This is a genomic window from Collinsella aerofaciens (genome assembly GCF_015548375.1).
GTDB classification, from domain to species: Bacteria; Actinomycetota; Coriobacteriia; order Coriobacteriales; family Coriobacteriaceae; genus Collinsella; species Collinsella aerofaciens_AB.
The window spans coordinates 18,041-35,634 of sequence record NZ_JADMWW010000025.1 but is presented as its reverse complement, the minus strand read 5'-3'; the positions used below and the strand labels follow the sequence as shown (position 1 = coordinate 35,634).

At 60.4% G+C, this 17,594-nt stretch carries 14 protein-coding genes and 1 pseudogene; 8 read left to right on the top strand and 7 right to left on the bottom strand.

Features of this window, described 5'->3' with window-relative positions; genetic code table 11:
* Window positions 1–85 precede the first annotated feature (85 nt).
* The 3 genes and pseudogenes from I1969_RS11360 to I1969_RS09665 all read left to right on the top strand — a co-directional run.
* Window positions 86–163: pseudogene (locus I1969_RS11360) on the top strand (DUF4430 domain-containing protein); the annotation flags it as partial.
* A 3-nt stretch (window positions 164–166) separates the two neighbouring features.
* A complete protein-coding gene (locus I1969_RS09670; protein ID WP_195234943.1) occupies window positions 167–2,530 on the top strand; it encodes an InlB B-repeat-containing protein in 2,364 nt (787 codons plus the stop codon).
* Window positions 2,520–3,422, top strand: a complete 903-nt coding sequence (locus tag I1969_RS09665) for a DUF4430 domain-containing protein (RefSeq protein WP_195234941.1) — start codon at window positions 2,520–2,522, stop codon at window positions 3,420–3,422. Before I1969_RS09670 ends, I1969_RS09665 begins: the two co-directional genes overlap by 11 nt.
* Before the next feature lie 160 nt (window positions 3,423–3,582).
* Here the strand turns inward: I1969_RS09665 and I1969_RS09660 are convergent, their stop codons facing one another.
* From I1969_RS09660 to I1969_RS09650, 3 genes are all read right to left on the bottom strand, one after another.
* On the bottom strand, window positions 3,583–3,990 hold the full coding sequence (locus tag I1969_RS09660; RefSeq protein ID WP_022095123.1) for a GtrA family protein: 408 nt from the start codon (window positions 3,988–3,990) through the stop codon (window positions 3,583–3,585).
* Window positions 3,991–4,209: 219 nt separating this feature from the next.
* Window positions 4,210–4,605 (bottom strand): GtrA family protein, encoded by a 396-nt coding sequence (locus I1969_RS09655; protein ID WP_195234939.1) that lies wholly within the window; start codon window positions 4,603–4,605, stop codon window positions 4,210–4,212.
* A 78-nt stretch (window positions 4,606–4,683) separates the two neighbouring features.
* The gene (locus I1969_RS09650) at window positions 4,684–6,600 is read right to left on the bottom strand and encodes a fructose-1,6-bisphosphatase (RefSeq protein ID WP_195234937.1); all 1,917 of its coding nucleotides are present in this window, start codon (window positions 6,598–6,600) and stop codon (window positions 4,684–4,686) included.
* 320 nt (window positions 6,601–6,920) lie between these two features.
* On the opposite strand from I1969_RS09650, the gene I1969_RS09645 reads away from it, so the two are divergent.
* A complete protein-coding gene (locus I1969_RS09645; protein ID WP_195234935.1) occupies window positions 6,921–7,811 on the top strand; it encodes a DegV family protein in 891 nt (296 codons plus the stop codon).
* An 81-nt stretch (window positions 7,812–7,892) separates the two neighbouring features.
* On the opposite strand, the gene I1969_RS09640 is transcribed toward I1969_RS09645, so the two are convergent.
* Complete coding sequence (locus tag I1969_RS09640; RefSeq protein WP_195234933.1) at window positions 7,893–8,984, bottom strand: beta/alpha barrel domain-containing protein; 1,092 nt, start codon at window positions 8,982–8,984, stop codon at window positions 7,893–7,895.
* A 193-nt stretch (window positions 8,985–9,177) separates the two neighbouring features.
* On the opposite strand from I1969_RS09640, the gene I1969_RS09635 reads away from it, so the two are divergent.
* The gene (locus I1969_RS09635) at window positions 9,178–9,348 is read left to right on the top strand and encodes a hypothetical protein (RefSeq protein WP_195234931.1); all 171 of its coding nucleotides are present in this window, start codon (window positions 9,178–9,180) and stop codon (window positions 9,346–9,348) included.
* Between the two features lie 24 nt (window positions 9,349–9,372).
* Here the strand turns inward: I1969_RS09635 and I1969_RS09630 are convergent, their stop codons facing one another.
* On the bottom strand, window positions 9,373–10,476 hold the full coding sequence (locus I1969_RS09630) for an RsmB/NOP family class I SAM-dependent RNA methyltransferase (RefSeq protein ID WP_195234929.1): 1,104 nt from the start codon (window positions 10,474–10,476) through the stop codon (window positions 9,373–9,375).
* 156 nt (window positions 10,477–10,632) lie between these two features.
* Window positions 10,633–12,783: a methionine--tRNA ligase gene (locus I1969_RS09625; RefSeq protein WP_195234927.1), complete on the bottom strand. Its 2,151-nt coding sequence runs from the start codon at window positions 12,781–12,783 to the stop codon at window positions 10,633–10,635.
* A 132-nt stretch (window positions 12,784–12,915) separates the two neighbouring features.
* Here I1969_RS09625 and I1969_RS09620 point away from each other — a divergent pair, with 132 nt between their 5' ends.
* The 3 genes from I1969_RS09620 (at window position 12,916) to queA (ending at window position 15,350) form a co-directional block, all read left to right on the top strand.
* Entirely contained in the window at window positions 12,916–13,482 is a 567-nt protein-coding gene (locus I1969_RS09620; RefSeq protein ID WP_195234925.1) for a DUF3267 domain-containing protein, read from the top strand.
* Between the two features lie 10 nt (window positions 13,483–13,492).
* Window positions 13,493–14,068: an epoxyqueuosine reductase QueH gene (locus I1969_RS09615; protein WP_161145511.1), complete on the top strand. Its 576-nt coding sequence runs from the start codon at window positions 13,493–13,495 to the stop codon at window positions 14,066–14,068.
* Between the two features lie 70 nt (window positions 14,069–14,138).
* Window positions 14,139–15,350: a tRNA preQ1(34) S-adenosylmethionine ribosyltransferase-isomerase QueA gene (queA, locus tag I1969_RS09610; protein ID WP_195234947.1), complete on the top strand. Its 1,212-nt coding sequence runs from the start codon at window positions 14,139–14,141 to the stop codon at window positions 15,348–15,350.
* 361 nt (window positions 15,351–15,711) lie between these two features.
* On the opposite strand, the gene I1969_RS09605 is transcribed toward queA, so the two are convergent.
* A complete protein-coding gene (locus tag I1969_RS09605) occupies window positions 15,712–17,457 on the bottom strand; it encodes a coiled-coil domain-containing protein (protein ID WP_195234923.1) in 1,746 nt (581 codons plus the stop codon).
* Between the last annotated feature and the right edge of the window lie 137 nt (window positions 17,458–17,594).

The following is a 17,594-nucleotide window of genomic DNA, read 5'->3' as shown; positions in this document are numbered from 1 at the left end:
GTCAAGACGCCGGCGCCCGACGGGGAGACGGCGAGTTAGCCGGCAGGTCGGCATGTCAATCCTGGTCTAACAGAGCCAAAGCTATTGGCGCTTCTATGTAAATGGCAAGTTCGCCGACGTTGGCGCTGGTGCCTACGAGCTCCAAGAGGGTGACGCCGTCACCTTTATGTATGGTGCTGACGCCGATGCCCTCCCCGGTCAGGTGCTTGGGTCTGTCGATGTTATCGGTCCCGATGTCAACGGCAACAATACTCGCTGGGGCTCGGCAAGCAATGTTTCTTTGCCCGAAGGCTCTACTGCTCAGAACCTTATTGAGACGGTCCTGAAGGCCAAGGGCGTTACGTATAACGGCTCCCAGAGTGGTGCATACTGGTTCCTCAATTCCATCAAATCGCCGTTCGAAGACAAGTCCTACGGCTATGATGGTGCGACCGGTAAATACTGGCATCTGTATATCAATGGAGAGGCCTCCTTACTCTGCGCTAATCAGATTACGCTCAAGAGCGGTGACAAGGTTACGCTTGCCTATACCACCGATAATTCGCCCATGCCCGATCCCGACAAGATTGTCGTGGATCCGAGCGCGACGACTCCTGATTGGGATGCCGAGTGGGCCGGCTACGGCAACAGTGGCAACGGTTCGACCGTAACGGATGCTAAGACGCCTGCGCAGGCCGCCGGTCTTAAGTGGGCCTTCGATTGGAAGGCCGAGTCTGGTCAGCAGTATGCCAACTGCAGCGAGCCTGTCATTGCTAACGGCTTTGTGTACATCGCGACCGAGAACGAGCTCATTAAGATCGATTCGTCCACGGGCAAAAAGGTTGCCTCTGCGCCGCTTGCCTCTAAGGTGAGCTATACCTCTCGTCCGATCTATACCAATGGCCTTATCATCGTTCCGCTCAACGGCGGTGCGGTCCAGGCGATTACTGCAGACAAGCTGATCTGCAAGTGGCTGACGCCTGGTTTGACGGACTTGACGCAGAGCTCCTGCACCGTCGTTTCGGACGGCGAGTACGTCTATATAGGCTCGGTCGATATTTCGTATGACGAGAATTACAACGCGACCTACGGCAACGGCTCCCTTTCGCGCATTAAGATTGCCACGGGCGAAGTTTCTTGGCAGAACATCGACCCTGCCGAGGGCTATTACTGGACTGGTGCGGCTTTGACGGATAAGTATGCCATTGTTCCTACGAGCGCGGGCACGCTTAAGTGCATTGATAAGACGACGGGCGATGTCGTTTCGACCATGGAGCTCGGCGCTCTCGCGAACGCCGACTGTGTCGCCGATCCGTCCAATGGTTCGACCTTCTATCAGATGACGCACGATGGAAAGCTCCATGTGATTTCGCTTTCGGCGAAGGGCGTACTGAGCGAGCAGAAGACGGTCGACCTGGGTCTTACGAATAACATGAGCGCACCGGCGGTGGCTGGCGAAAACTTGATTGTCGGCGGACAGACGGCTACTGGCTCTGCTCTGGTTCTCTATAACCTGAAGACCGGTAAAACCACGATGGTCACTGCTGCTGACGGTAAAGAACTGCCGGCCGGATTTAACGGTATTGCTGCTACTCCGCTGGTGAGTGTTCAGGGCGACAAGACCTATGTGTACTTCACCGTTAACAGCGCGGATAGCAAGGATTACGTTAACTACTCTGCTGGTGGTGGCGTGTATCGCTATACGCTCGGCGATGCAGAGGCGACGCAGATTTATGATGCGGCTGGCCATTACCAGCACTGCGACTCTCCGGTCATTACCGATGCATCTGGCAACCTGTACTACATCAATGATTCGGGTACGCTGTTCAAGCTGGGGGCTGTCGAGTCTTGGACGGTTGCCTTTAATTCCAACGGCGGGTCTGCTTGCGACACTAAATTTGTTGCTACGGCCGACGGCAAGCTGGTCAAGCCGGCCGATCCGACGCGCGATGGCTACACTTTCGGCGGTTGGTTTACCGATGAGGCTTGCACGCAGGCGTATGATTTCAGCACGCCGGTGACGGCCGACCTGACGTTGTATGCCAAGTGGACCAAGAATGCCGTTAACCCTGGCGGTAATGGCGGTTCTGGCACTAATGGTGGCACCGGTGGCGCTGGCAACGGTTCCGGCGCTGGCGCTGGCGCTGGCACTGGCACAGGCTCCGGCTCCGGCACGAAGGGCCAGCAGGCTGGCGGCGCTGTCGCCCCGGGCCAGAAGCCGGTGACCAAGACGACGGTGTCGACCAAGACCGAGACCAGGGACAACAAGTCCGACAAGAAGGACTCCGATAAGTCCGATAAGAAGGACGAGAAGAAGTCTGACAAGAAGTCTGACAGGAAGGACGGCAAGTCCGACAAGAAGTCCGATTCCAAGTCCGATACGGGTGCTGTTTCCACGACCACTGCTAAGAAGTCCTCTAGTGCTTCCGAGCAGGAGACTGGCACCAATCCGCTAGCCATCGTTGGCATCGCCGCCGGCGTGATTGGCCTCGCGCTCATCGCCGTCTTCGTGCTGACCAAGCGCGGCAAGGGTGACGGTAATGCCCGATAAGCCCAAGGAGACCAGCGGGCAACAGCCCGACTCCTCGTTTATCCAGCTCGATGATCAAAAGCAAAAGGGCGCCGCTTCGGCGGCGTCCACCTCTCGTCGCAAGGCGCTCCTCGGCGTTCTGACTGCTGCATGCACCATTCTGATCGTCGTCTCGCTGGGTTTCGTCCATCCTTCCACAAGCGGTGCCTGGTCCATCGACTGGATCATTCAGACCGTGACGGGGGAGAGCGTCGTCACCAAGGACACCAAGGCGTCTGGCTCGACTACGACTTCGGGCGAGGCCAGTTCCAAGGATTCCAAGTCATCGAATGACGCAAAAGATGAGTCCAAGGGTTCGAACGACGGCAAGGATGATTCCGAGTCTTCGGACAAGGAATCGGACAAAAACTCGGATAGCAAGAAGTCCGAGGACCAGGACGGCAAGAAGTCTGGCGATAAATCCGCTGCCCAGAATACGGGAGCCGGCGATACTTCCAAGGTGTCTGGTGGTGCTTCTTCGGGCGGTGGCCAGTCGTCTAATGGAGCCTCATCCTCTAATGGTGGAAACGCCTCCTCGGGCGGCCAGAGCGGCTCGCAGGAGTCCAACTACGTTACGGTGACGGTTTCGGTCACATCGAGCTCTGTGGGCAATCCTGTGTCCTCTGGTGGCACCTTTACCTTTAACGAAGGCGCTACCGTCTACGATGCCCTGTGCGCGCTGGGCCTTTCTGTCAACGCACATGGCTCGTCGTACGGTACGTATGTCTCCGCGATTGGTGGTTTGGCCGAGAAACAGTACGGCGGCACGAGCGGCTGGATGTACTCCGTCAACGGCACAACGCCCATGACGGCCTGCAGTAACTACGTTCTCTCCAATGGCGACAACGTTGTTTGGTATTACGTAACGGGCTAGAGGCCTCGACATAGCGCGCCAGACGGGCGGTTCGGACCAACATCCGGACCGCCCGTTTTTCATGCGAATGGGACTGGGTCGCCGGGTCTCTCTGCAAACAAAAAAACCGGTTGGAACGGGAATTCCAACCGGTTATACATTCAAGCAAATAGTGAATCGACTACGACCGTGCACCCTCGAGGAAGAAGCGGCGGCTGAAGTAGTTATACCAGGTGACGAGGAACGTGGCGATGGCCTTCATGGCCTGGTAGCCGATGCTCAAAAACGTGACGCCCACAAACATGTACAGGTCGTTGAGGCCCAGGCCGATCACCGACAGGATGGTGAAGATCGTGAACTCGCGCTTGCGGCTCATGCCTTCGCGGTGGTCGAACACGTACTTCATGCTGAGCCAGTAGTTGACCACGACGGACGTGATAAACGAAACCGTGGTGCTCATCAAAAAGTCGAGGTGGAACAGCTCGACGAGCGCAATGAGCATGCCCCAGTCGATGCCAAAGGAGATAAGACCCACGACGGCGAACTTGAGGAACTGCTTGGTATGAGGTTGTGCCAGTGCCTTGCGCACGTAATCACATCCAATGCATTGACGAATCGAGCAGAGGATACTTTAGAGCTTTTGCATGGGAAACGTAAGGGCTTTGCCAAGAACTATACGAACTCGTCAAATTTGCAAGAGACAATCCGCAAACGTTGCAAATCTTCCCGTAAACGAGCGGCGCCCACGGACGATACTGCGCTGAGTGCGCATCGTCCGTGGGCGCCGTAATGCTGCGGGGGTGTCGAGCTATTTGGTCTCGTCGCCCTCCAGGAAGATCTTTCGGGTCACAAAGTTGTAGACCATGACAAGCGCGGTGGCGCAGATCTTGGCGATATTGGCCTCGAATCCCAGGCCGGTGTTGAGCGCCAGCACGATGCCGTCGTTGAGCACCAAACCGATCACGGAAAGCACGACAAAGATGATGAACTCGCGGCGGCGGCTCATGCCTTCCTTGTGCGCAAACACGTACTTCATGCTTGCGAGGTAGTTAAAGATGAGTGAGATGATAAAGCCGCTGGTGTTGGCGATTAGGATGTTGAGGCCCAGACCGTAGTGGAGCAGATTCATAATGCCAAAGTCGATAACCGTGGCAATGACACCGACGACGCCAAATTTCATGATCTGCGCAAGGAGCTTTTGCATGGTACCTGCCTTAAGCTGGCGCCGAAGCGCCGCGGGGATGACAAACTCAGCAAGTTTAGCCAATCCCCGCGGGTGGTGCTAGGCGCGCTCCTCGATAGCACCGTTTCTATATGCATCGAGCAGCTGGCGCAGGTCCTGGATCTGGCTGCGAATCTTGGCGCCAGTATCGGTATCGCTCACCATGCGGCGACGGTCTGCTTGGTCAAAACGGTTGGTCTCGCTCTCGATGTCCACGTTGCGCGTGAGTGCCTCGGCAACCGTCGTAAAGGCCCGGTGCGACTTGAGGCGGCAGCCGCGCGAGCTCGAGATGAGCGTATAGCCGGCGATGCCCGTCTTGGGATGGTAAGCGCGGCAGAAGCCGCCATCGATGACCAGTAGCTTGCCCTCGGCGCGGATGGGCTGCTCGCCCTTGGTGGTTTTAACGGGCGTGTGGCCGTTGATGATGTGGCCGGTCGGCGAACATGCCATGGGCGCGACGCCAAACTCGCGCATGATGTCGTCGCAGACCGAGGGCGACTTGGTAAGCGTAAAGTATGGGTCCATCGGCTCGACCCAGGTGCTCTTATCGGCGATATAGGCGCGCTCAAAGGTACGCACCAGGCGTCCGCTGGCGGGCGAGTTAAAGCCAATCCACAGGTACCACATCCAGTCGAGGGCGTCGCGGTCGCCCACGCGCCAGGCGCGGCGGGCGATGTGGTCGCAAAAATCGAGATAATCGCGGCCAGCGTGCCAGGTACCCAGACAGTTCATGCTGCTAAAGGTGCCGTCTTCGTTGAGCGGAACGCAGCCGTGGAAGAGCAGGTTGCCGTTGGCGACCTTGTACATCGAGCCGTGGGAATAGAGGAAATCGATATGGCGATGCAGGTGATCGGCGGTGACAAACTCGGACACGAGCTTGTCGATGATGTGCTGCTCCTGGGGCGTGAGCGTATAGGGGTCCGCCGGGTCGACGGTGGGGAAGTCGTTGGTCGTGAGCGGCCACACGCTGCCGTCGGCGAGCGTGACCGTGCCGTTGTCGTGGTCGATCTTGTCGAGCAGCAGGCGGTCGGTCATATCGAACTCGGGGTGGCGCTGGATAATCTGGCCCTCGAGCTTAAAGAGCAGCACGTTGATGGCCTTGATCAGCGGGGTGATGGACTCACCGGCGGTATAGGTGGCATCGGCAAAGGCGACAAGCTCACGCAGCGAGATGCCGTAGTCGTTCTCTAGAATTTCGTAGTTGTCGTAGCGTAGGTTGTTGCGCAATACCGTGGCGATGCAGGCGGGCTCACCGGCCGCAGCGCCCATCCACAGCAGGTCGTGGTTGCCCCACTGGATGTCGAGCGAATGGTAGGTGAGCAGGCGGTCCATAATCTTGGCCGCGCCGCCGCCGCGGTCGAAGATATCGCCCACCAGGTGCAGGTGGTCGACGGCCAGGCGCTTGATGAGCGAAGCGAGCGACTCGATAAAGTCGTCGGCGCTGGCGGTCTCCAGGATGGACTCCACGATGCGCTCGTGATAGCGCACGCGATAGTTGTTCTCGTCCGGGTGCGTGTGCAACAACTCGTCGATGATATAGGCGTAGTCGCGCGGGATGGTCTTACGCACCTTGGAGCGCGTGTAGCGGCTTGAAAGCGAGCGAGCGACCATGATGAGCTGGTCAAGCATCGTCTTGTACCAAGTTGGCGAGTCCTCGCGCTGGCTGCGGACCAGCTCAATCTTCTCGCGCGGGTAGTAAATGAGCGTGCACAGCTCGCCCTTTTCGTCAAAGGAGAGCGTGTCGCCAAAAATCTCGTCGACATGCTCGCGTACGACGCCCGAGCAGTTGTTGAGGATGTGCATAAAGGCTTCGTACTCACCATGCACGTCGCTCATAAAATGCTCGGTGCCCTTGGGTAGGTTGAGGATGGCCGAGAGGTTGATAATTTCGGTAAATGCGGATTGTTCGGTGGGGAACTGTCTCGACAGCAGGCGCAGATACTTGAAGTCTTGCGGATTGCGATCGAATGCGACCATGAAACACCTTCCGATGGGGTTGGTAAAACTGATAAACAGCGTCAAACGTTTATCAGTATGCGCCGCTTTTGTTTCGATTTTGCGCCAGCGGTTGAATTGTCGGCTGAACGGTTTGGTAAATCGATTTAGTTGAGGTAGATATGGCGGTTGGGTGGAGACGACAGAGGGTGTTTTTTCAGATATTTATGCGTGGGGCCGGTGGAGACGATGGTGGTAAAGATGTTCACTATTTTTGGTTCGATTTGGTAAATAGTGGACATATGTACCGTATGTAGGCTCACTGTGCGATAATTTGCGCAGCAATGAGTAAGGAGCCTCATATGAGTGATTTTGTCCTGACCTGTGAATCCGCCGCCGACCGAACCCGTGAGTTCTTTGCGTCGCGCAATATCCCTGTCGTGTGTTTTCATTACGAGATCGACGATGTTGTCTATACGGACGATCTGTATCAGTCGATTACGCCGGACAAGTTTTTTGCCCAGATTGCCGCGGGCGCCATGCCCAAGACGTCCCAGGTGAGCGTGGGTGAGTACGAGGAGTTTTGGGAGCCGTTTGTTGCCGAGGGTAAAGACGTGCTGCACCTGACGTTGTCGTCGGGCATTTCGGGCACGTATGGATCGGCCTGCGTTGCGGCGCAGATGCTCGCGGATCGCTATCCCCAGGGCGGCAAGGTGCGCGTCGTCGATTCGCTGGCGGCGTCTTCGGGCTTTGGCCTGTTGCTGGAATATGCCGCCGACGTGCGCGATAGCGGGGCTTCACTCGACGAGACGGCTGCCTGGATCGAGGAGCACAAACTCAACCTGCACCACTGGTTCTTCTCGACCGATCTGTCGAGCTACCTGCGCGGCGGTCGCATTTCGGCCGCGAGCGCGATCATCGGCACGGCGCTTAAGATTTGCCCGCTTATGACGGTCGATTGCGAAGGCAAGCTGTCGCCACGTGAGAAGATTCGCACTAAGAAGCGCGCGATTTCCGAGATGGCCAAGACCATGATGGCACACGTGCAGGACGGTGTGGATTATTCGGGTAAGTGCATCATGTCGCAGTCGGCGTGCCGCGAGGATGCCGAGGCGGTCGCGGCGCTGATTGAGGAACAGGTTCCGCAGCTTAAAGGCAAGATTGAGATCAATGACATCGGTACTCTGATTGGCTCGCATACCGGACCTGGTACGGTGGCGCTCTTCTTTATGGGCGACAAGCGCGTGGATTAATTTGCCCCATCACGTCGCTGCATGATTGTTCAAACGAAAACGGCCCGCCTCACGTTTGTGGGGCGGGCCTTGCTGTTGCGGCTAGCGTTTCTTTCCGCGGAAGAAGAAGCCGTGCAGTGATGGCTTGAGGCCGCGGTTGGCGCGATGCTCTTCTACGCGCTCGTGGATCGAAGCAACGCGCTCGATGACTTCGTCGGGAATCGGCACGTCGGGATTCATGTTCTCGACTTGGCTGACCTCGGCGGCGGCGACCTGGTCGATAATGGGCACATCGTCGCGCGAGATGACAGGTGTGGCGTCTTCCTTCATCTTGCGATAACGCTGCATCATGTCGGTCTGTAGCTGCTGGGCCGAAGGCGGCGTCCAGATGATGGCGTTGGCGCCGGCGGCGATGGTCTCACGGATGCTCTCGGGCGTCTTGCCGCCCGGCGCGATAAGCGGCAGGTTGGGATAGTGCTCGCGCAGCTCGCGTAGGACCTGGGGCGTGTTCTTGCCGGCGGCGATGTTGAGAATCTTGGCTCCGGCGCGCACCTTGGCGTGAGCATCGTCGTCGCAGCGAACGACCGTGGCGATGACGGGGATGTCGGCGATGTTGGTGATGTGCTCGACCATTTCGGCAGTAGCGGGGGAGTTGACCACGCAGCCCGCCGCGCCTTGCATCTCGGAAACGGCCGCCATCTGCACGGAGCGCTTACCGGTGGTAGTGCCGCCGCCAACGCCCACAAAGACCGGGCACTCGGCAACGGTCAGCAGCGCCTGCGTAATGGCGGGCTGCGGCGTGAAGGGGTAGACGGCAAACACGGCGTCGGCATTGGAGTTGCGGATGACCGCCACGTCGGTGGTGTAGATGAGCGATTTGATGCGGCGGCCAAAGAGCGTAAAGCCGCTGGCCTCCTCGATCTCATCGGGCATACGGAGGGCCGCCTTGCGCAGGCGTCCGTCGATGGGCAGCGGCTCCATGGGCAAAAGGCCGTTGGGGGTTACGGCCACCTGGGGCTCGGTAAATTCATCTGCAAGCTCAACCTCGGAGAAGTCGACCGAGGCGACGACGTCTTCGTGAACCTCGGCGGGCACATCGATGGGGGCTTGATCGTCGGTCGCGGCGGGCGTATCGAAGGAGCTGGTGCCGACAAAGGCGTCGACGCGTTCGTTTAGGTCGTTGAGGGTATCCATGGAGGCTCGATTCTATGCGATGGTGGCCGGCGCGATGCAGCCGGAATTGCGAATGCTAAATCGTTTGACGAGTTGATTTTTCCCCGCCGCGCCATCCGTTAGACTGAAGGGCTGGCGAACGTGAAGGAGCTGTGGTGGCGGGAATCGAGGTGCTATCTTGAATGTCCCGTATACAAAAGAGAGGTGACGCGGTATGGAATTCTCGGCAATGTTAGGCTCGATTGGCCTATGCGTGGGCGCAATCGTTGCCGCCGCGGTCATCTACTTTGCGGTCACGGCCATTAAGGGCAAAAAGGCCGAGCGCAAGGAGCGCGAGGCACTTAAGCAGTGCCGTGACCAGCAGGACAAGCGCGCACGGAGATAGTTTGTTGAGTTTTGAATCCGTGCGCTAGCTGCGTTTTCGGACCAGGGCGATATAGAAGCCCTCAAAGTCGCGACTGGGCGGAATGGTCAGCGTGCCGGGCATGCCGTTGGCAATGGCCGAGACGTGGCCCGCGGCAATGGCCTCGGTAAGGGCGTTGCACTCGATGCGCGGTTCCTCACCGGCTTCGCGGGCGCGGCGTGCTTCGCTTTCACTCGGCGTGCTGTCGAGGGGGATGAGCTCGCAGTCCATGTGCTTGTCGAGGGCCTCTTGCAGGGCATCCTCGTTTTCCTGCGGCAAGATCGAACATGTCGAATAGACGAGCGTGCCGCTCGGTTTGAGGGCCCCCATGGCGCGATCCAGAAGTGCTCGCTGCGATCGGGCGCACTTGCTCAGCAACTGCTCGGTGAGGCCGCGCAGGCTTTTCTCGTTGCCGCTGATGACGGTGCCCGTGCCGGTGCAGGGAGCGTCGAGCAGGATGCGGTCAAAGCGGAAGAACTCGTCGAGCTCGCGTGCGTCGATGCGCATGACGGGCACGTTTTTGGCACCCTGGCGGTGGAGGTTGGACTCAAGCTTTTCGGCGCGGGGAATGCTCATCTCGCAGGCCGTGAGGTGTGCCTGGCCCTGGGTGAGGGCGGCGATCTGCGTTGTCTTGCCGCCAGGGGCTGCGCACATGTCGAGGATGTCCTCGCCGGCCTGAGCGCCCAGGACCAACGGCGGCATCATGGACGACAGACTTTGCAAGTAGATCTTGCCGTCGCGGTAGATGTCGAGGTCCCACAGATCGGAAACCTGGGCCTCGGGCAGGATAAAGGCGTCTGGGTACCAGGCGACGGGGTTGTGGGCGATTCCGGCGGCATCGAGCGCCGCAGCGATGTCCTCGGCGGTCGCCTTGAGCGTATTGGCGCGCAGCGTGACCGGGCGTGTGGCCGCGGCGCCGAAGCCCTCGATCATGAGCTCGGCATCGGCGGGCGCATAGGCGCCGGCGACCGTGTCGACCATAAAGCGCGGCAGGTCGGCGGCGCAGGGAAGGGCGGCAAGCTGGTCGGAAAGCTCGGTGGAGGCAAACTGCCTAAGCTTGAGCTCGGGCTTAACCTGCTTTTTCTGCTTACGACGACGCGGCTTGGACATCCGTCTTTCCTTCCACCTAAATGATTATTCTGGGACGGGGATTAAAACATCATTCCATGACCCCCGTCACAAAAGACTGTACTGTGGCGCCCGGGAATGATTTTTTAATCCCCGTCCCAGAATAATCATTCCCGGGCGCGTTGCTGCAGGCGTGCTTTAGTACTGGCTCTCGTGCTTGCTAAAGAAGTCGAAGCGCGGGGGCAGCGGCTTCACTCGGTGCTCGCCGGGCTTCTCGCCCAAGCTCTCCACAAACTCATCCGTGGAGGCGAAGATGTTATCCCAGCTAAAGAAGGCGACCGGGTCAACGTCGAAGTACTCGCAGATGAGCTCGCAGCCGGCCGGCACGATGCCGTGCATGAGCACGGTCGCCACGCGCAGCTCGGTGAAGGCGTCGACGAGGGCCTGCGTCATCGCGGTATTGGCTTGCTCGCCCTCAAGCTTGTTGGCAGCCTTGGAGGCGTCGCTCCAGCGCTTGTTGGCGGCGCGCAGGTAGTCGTCGCACACAGCGAGCGCGCGGTGCGTCTCGAACTTGTACATGGCCTGCTCAAACGCGAGGGCGGCCTGCTCGGCGGCCTCCACCACGGTGGCCGAGGCGGCGCCGGCGGGGATGCAACCGTTGCGATAGGGGCTCTCGTCGCCCTCCTTGACGGCGACGCCGTAGAAGCAGCTGCGGGCCAGGCGGTTGAAGACGCCGGTCAAAAGGGCGCTTTCCTTAAGGGCCGGATCGATGACGCGCTTGTCGTCGCAGGCGTGCACCTCGTTGCCGTCCTTGTCCTTGCTGGTCACGCGGGTGTCGTATGCCTTGGGGCTAAAGCTCACCGGCTTCTCGGACAGGCCGAGCGACAGCCAGTGCGCGCGCATCTGCTCGCAGGTGTAGTGGTTGAGCAGGTCGTCTGCCGGCGGGGGAGGCGTCTGCGAGGACGAGCTTGCCTTTTTGCCCATGTAGAGCAGGTGGTAGCAGGCGCTGACGGTGCTCTGCGTGAGGTTCCAACCCAGGGCCTCCCACATGGCGGTCTGCGCGATGCAATAGAAGTAGATGTTGTCCTGGCCAATGAACTGGTAGATCTGTGCGTCATCCGAGCACCACCAGTCGCGCCAGTCGAGCGAGCTGTGCTGGTAGGTGGGCGCGGGGACCTGCGTGGAATCGGCGGCGGGCTCGCCCATGAGGGCGGCATCCTGGGCGGCGACGCCCTCGGTCACGCCGGCGGCCTTGGCATCGCGTGCGAGCACGGTGCGCGTATAGCTGATGGGAGCCCACAGGCTCTCGGGCCAGCACCAGCAGGTGACGTCGGAGACGCCATCGACCTCGGGCACCGGAACGCCCCAGTCGATGTTGCCGGTGATGCGGAAGGGTACGAGCGCCTTGCCGCTGCGGAAGCGCACGCCGCCGTTGGCGAGCACCGCGTGGGCATCGTCGCGCTCCTTCCAGCTGGGGAAGGTGACGGTAAAGCTGCTCTTGTTGCCCTCGGGCTCCAGCACGGTGTGCTCGGGAAGCTGATCCTCGACGGCATCGAAGGCCTCGCGGAACTTGTTCTGGATGTAGAGCTGAGCCGGCAGCAGCCACTCTTCCATGGTCTTGGAGACCACGGAGCGAACCTGCGGGTTCTGGGCGAGCTTGGCGGTATAGGTTTTCATAAAGTCGAGGTAGGCCGGCAGGTCGAAGTAGAGGTTGTCGACCGGGCGCAGCTCGGGCACCTCGCCGGTGAGCTGGCTTTTGGGCGCGATGAGCTCCTCGGGCTCAAACTGGTGGCCCAGGTCGCACTCGTCGGCATAAGCCTTCTCAGACTTGCAGCCCTGGATGGGGCAGCGGCCGATCACCTGACGGCCGTTGAGGAACGTGCCGGCCTTGGCATCGTAGAACTGCAGCGTGGAGCGCTTGGAGATGGTGCCCTGCTCGTGCAGGCGCTTGATAATCTCGGCGGTCACCTCGTTGTGAATCTGCGCAGCCGGCTCAAGGCCCGAGCCGCCGTAGATGTCACAGCTGATGTTGTAGTTGTTGAGGGTCGCGGCCTGGCGGGAGTGATTGGACTCGACATACTCGCTGATGGACTTATCGTAGCCTTCGTTCTCCTTGAGCTTGCGGTAACTCTCCATGATGGGCGAGCCATAGCAGTCGGTGCCCGAGGTGAAGATGACGTTCTCGCGGCCCAGACGGTCGCGCAGGAAGCGGGCGAAGAAGTCGGCCGGGACAAAGACGCCGCCAACGTGGCCAAAGTGAAGGCCCTTGTTGCCATAGGGCTCGCCGGCGGTAACGATGGCGCGGCGAGGCCAGCTGGGACGGTCGTTCATGGAGTATTTGGATGCCATGGGACTCCTTCGCATATGGTGAGAGCGCGGCCGGGCGCAAGGCCTGGCGACGCGGTGGTCAATTCGTGCATATCGTTCGACATTATCGCACATGCGGACGGGTACGTGGCAGGGGCGCTATCCTAAGATGCTATGAATGAGATTTCCAACATACATGCGTTTGAGGACGAGGAATTTCTGCACGCTTGCTTCGTGTGGGGGATGGTCGTCGTCGGCGTGTTTGCCGTGTGCTTGGTACCGGTGTTTATGCTGCTGGGCGGGCCTGCAGACTTGGATGCGGCTGACGCGGGCGGCTGGATGGCTGTCGTGGGCTGGATAGTCGGCTTGGCTGCGGTTTCTGCGGCGTCATTTGCCGTGCACGAGCTGGTGCACGGTGTGTTTTTTAAGCTGCTGGCGCCTGCGGGCGCGAAGGTGACCTTTGGGGCGAATCGCGAGACAGCGATGATCTATGCCTGCGCCGAAGGCGTTGTGTATTCTCGCCGGCGGTACGTGGCGGTTTGCCTGGCACCGACGGTTGTTGTGACGACAGCGTTTGCCCTGGGGTTTGCGTTCTCGGGCTATCCGCTGCTGTGCTACCTGGCGGCCGGCTTGCATTTGTCGGGCTGTGTGGGCGACTGGTATTACGTGCGGACCATTTTGCGCGACCGCCGCATTGTCGCCTGCGAGGACACGTCCTTCGGCGTGCGCTTTTTCGGGTGAGGAGATGTCGATGAAGCCGTTGTTGTTGCACGCCTGCTGTGCGCCGTGCTCTCTTGAGCCGGTCCGCCTGCTGCGCGAGGAAGGATTTGAGCCCACAATCTGCTGGACAAACCCCAATATTCAGCCGCACGATGAATGGCAGCGGCGTTTGGACGAGCTGCGCCGGTGGTGTGCCGATGGCGACATCGAGCTTATCGAGGCGGGGGAGGACCGGGAGCGCTGGGAGGCCGGCGTGGCCCCGCTGGGCGCCGATCGAGCCCGTCGCTGTCGCGCATGCTATGCCCTGCGTCTGGCCGAGGCGTGCCGTGTGGCCCAGGAGCGCGGGTTTGAGTTTGTGGGCACGACGCTCGCCGTCTCGCCGTATCAGTTGTTCGAAACCTGCAATGATGTGTTGGAGCGTCTGGCTGCCGCCCGCGGTCTCACTCCGGTGATTCGTGATTTTCGTCCGTATTACCCCGAGGCCACGCGTCGTTCGCGCGAGCTGGGCATGTATCGGCAGAACTACTGCGGCTGCCGATTCTCGGCCGTCGAGGCGGCCATGGACCGCGCCCGCATCCGCGACGAGCGCAAAGCCGCCAAAAAGTAGTTCATTTGGGCTGGCAGCCTGCTAGGATGTAGAGCGGACTTTAGCTATATAAGGAGTATCCGACGTGTCTATGCGTACCGATGATTTTGACTACAACCTTCCTGAGGAACTGATCGCCCAGGCTCCAGCCGAGCCGCGCGACTCCTGCCGCCTGCTGGTGGTGGATCGCAAGGGCTCCCAGGCGGGAACGCCGTTGGAGCACGGCGGTACCGTTGAGCACCGCATCTTCCGCGACATCATCGACTATATCGAGCCGGGCGACGTGCTCGTCATCAACAAGACGCGCGTGATGCCGGCCCGCCTGATCGGTCGCAAGGCCGGCTCGGGCGGCGTGGTCGAGACGCTGCTGCTCAAGCGCCGCGAGGATGTGGATCCGCTGGGTCACGTTTGGGAGTGCCTGGTCAAGCCGGGTAAGCGCCTGAAGCCCGGTGCTCAGATTGAGTATCGTGCGGGCGGCGCCCATGCGCCCGAGGGCGCGCCCGTGGTGTTGACGGCCGAGGTCGTCGACTTTGTTACCGATAGCCGCGGTGGCCGTCTGGTGCGCTTTGAGCCGGCCGGTTGCAATGCCGCCGGCGACCCGCGCACGCTCGACGAGGCCATCCACGCTGCCGGCCACGTGCCGCTGCCGCCCTACATTACCGATTACGAGGGCGATCCCGAGAAGTACCAGACCGTCTACGCCATGAAGGAGGAGCACTCGGCTGCCGCTCCTACGGCGGGTCTTCACTTTACTCCCGAGCTCATGGCCGCTATCGAGGCCAAGGGTGCGAAGTTTGCCGCCGTCGAGCTTGAGGTGGGTATCGATACCTTCCGTCTGGTGGAGGAGGACGACCCTACACAGCACGTGATGCACACCGAGCGCTACCACGTGTCGCAGGAGGTTGTCGACGCTGTGCATAAGGCGAAGGCCGAGGGCCATCGTGTGATCGCCGTCGGCACCACGGCGGTGCGCTCGCTCGAAAGCGCCTTTGACGCTGAGGCACCGGTGTTCGATCCGGCCGTGACGGCGCGCTATTTTGAAGGCCGCGAGGACGGAGCCGACACGCTTGGCCGCGGTGACATCGTGGTGCGCGAGAACGCCACGACGCAGCTCTACCTCATGCCCGGCTCGACCTATCACGTGGTAGACGCGCTGATCACGAACTTCCACGTGCCGCGCTCCACGCTCATGATGCTCGTAAGCGCGCTTGCCACCCGCGACCAGATCATGGATGCCTACGCCGCTGCCATCGAGGAGCGCTACCGCTTCTTCAGCTTTGGCGACGCCATGCTCATCTTGTAGGTTACGGCGTTTTACAAACGCCGTAACCGGTCGACGCTGCGCGGGCCGCATTTGGACAATCTGACGTTCAACTTCAAGGGCGCGACCAGAAGGTCAGCGCCCTTTCGTTTCACGTCACCTTGTCTCAAATGCGACCCGCTCGCTGACTCTGCCATTACATCGGTGTTGCCGTGGTTGTTGAGTAGTCATTGGGCACTTGGCACTTGGGGACACTCCTTATGTCAAGAGATTGGTGCAAGAGGGATAGATTGCCTTGCATCAATCTAATAAGTTGCGGTGAGATAGTTCTTAAATTGGCTTTTTGAGGGCTAAACAGGAACTATCTCACCGCAACTGCGTTGAGCGTTTTTTGGCAGCTGGTTTACTTGCTCGCGAACAGCCAGACTAGGATGATCACCAGGATTGCGGCGACGATGCAGACGATGGCGCCGGTGAATTTGATGCGTGAGTCGCGGGTACGCTCGCGCACCGCGTCCTCGGTGGCCTCGAGCTGGGCGACTTCGCGCTCGGTCTCGGCGTGTTCGGCTTTGTCTCGGGCCAAGGACCCTGCAAGCGACTCAGTAATCTCTGGGTGGTCGTGTACTTCGTTCGCCTGTTCGATGATCGACTGCGCATGTGCGGCATCTGCTTGGGCGTTGGCGATGCTCTGCTCTTGGTCGCGGCGTGCCTTGTCCTCGGCGGCGATCTTCTCGCGCAGTTCGCGCTGGCGCGTTGCAGCGGCGGTTTTTGCGGTCTGCAGCTCGTCGCGCGCGGCATCGGCCTCTGCCGTCACGGCTTGGTGCACGCGTTTGGCTTCGGCAATGGGGGCCTGCGCCTGTTCGACGGCCTGCTCGGCTGCGGCAAGCGAGTGTTCAAGGTCGGCGGTGATACGCGGGACATCTTCTTCGGCTTTACGCAGGGCATCTGCCGTGTCGGAGATCTGCATCGAGAGCTCGCTAGTGCGCACCGTATAGTTGGCGGGATTTGCCGAGGGATTGCGTTGCAGCTCGGCATACTCATGACGCAGTGTCTCGAGCTGGGCGCGCGTGGCGTCGACGGTTTGTTGTGCGGCGGCAATGCCGGCGTCTCGCTCGGCCTGCACCTTGTCGCGGATGCGCTTGGAATCCTCAAGACGGCGAACGAGGCGGTTGCCGGTCTCGCGCGAGCTCGCCTCGCGGGCCTCCACGGCATCGAGCGCGGCCTTCAGGCGGAGCTCGGTCGCGTCATCCTCTGTCTTCATTTGTTCGAGCTGACCCTTGAGCTCTGCTACTTTGGAAGCATGGACATCGCGATCGATTTCGGCTGCCGCAGCGGTCTTTTGCGCTGTGGCGATCGCCTGACGCTGGTCGGCGACGATCTGCTCGTAGCGGCCTGCGATATCCTGGCGCGTCTCGAGTTCCTCGGCCTGATCGGCAATGCGCTGCTCAAGTTCGGCCAGGTGGGCGCGGGCATCGGCAAGTGCCTTTTTCGCGGCGTTCATCTCGCGCATGGCCGAGGCACCCTGGGCGATAAAGGTGCCCACGGCGTTCGCAGTGTTCGAGACAGCGGTCCCCAGATCGCGGCTCGCGGCGGGGGAGTGCGGGGCGGTCGGGCGAGCGGTGTCGGCAGCGTCCGCATCGGCAGCCTGCGGCGCGGCGATATTGCCGGTACCGCCCTCGACCACAGAAAAGCCTGCTGCGTGCGGATCGACCGCATCGGCGCCAATCGTGGGGTGCTCGAGCTGCAGAAACGAGGGCATGGTGCTGCCCTGGTCGGCAACCGGAGTCTCGCCGGGCACAAAGGTCGAGGCGGCCTCGGCAGCCTCCTCTTCCTCGGCATCAATATCGGCATCGGACACGGCGTCTTTCATCGCTTTGACGGCGTCCATCATGGAGTCCATGACGGCATCGAGCTCTTCTTCCGAAGACACCTCGATGGGGCCCGCTGCTTGCGGGACGTCGTCCTGAGCGGGCGCATCGTCGTTTTGCTCATCGGCGTTTTCTGTTTCGGGGGTTTCCGCCGTAGCGCTTTCGTCCAAGATGGGGTCGTCGATGTCGATACCATCGCAGGTCACAGCGTCAGTATCTGCGGTGACGTCTGCGGAATCATCAATATGCTGTTGAGTCTGGGGGTCCAGCTCGTCTGTCATAGGCATGTGCTCCTCATCGTTGTTTGTCACCCTATGATAAAGTCTCGCGCCGACATCCCGCGCGCCGCAGCAAAGTTTCAAAACGTGTTCGATGGCTCGATCTGATAACAATAACTCGGCCGCTTTATCCAGTTTGC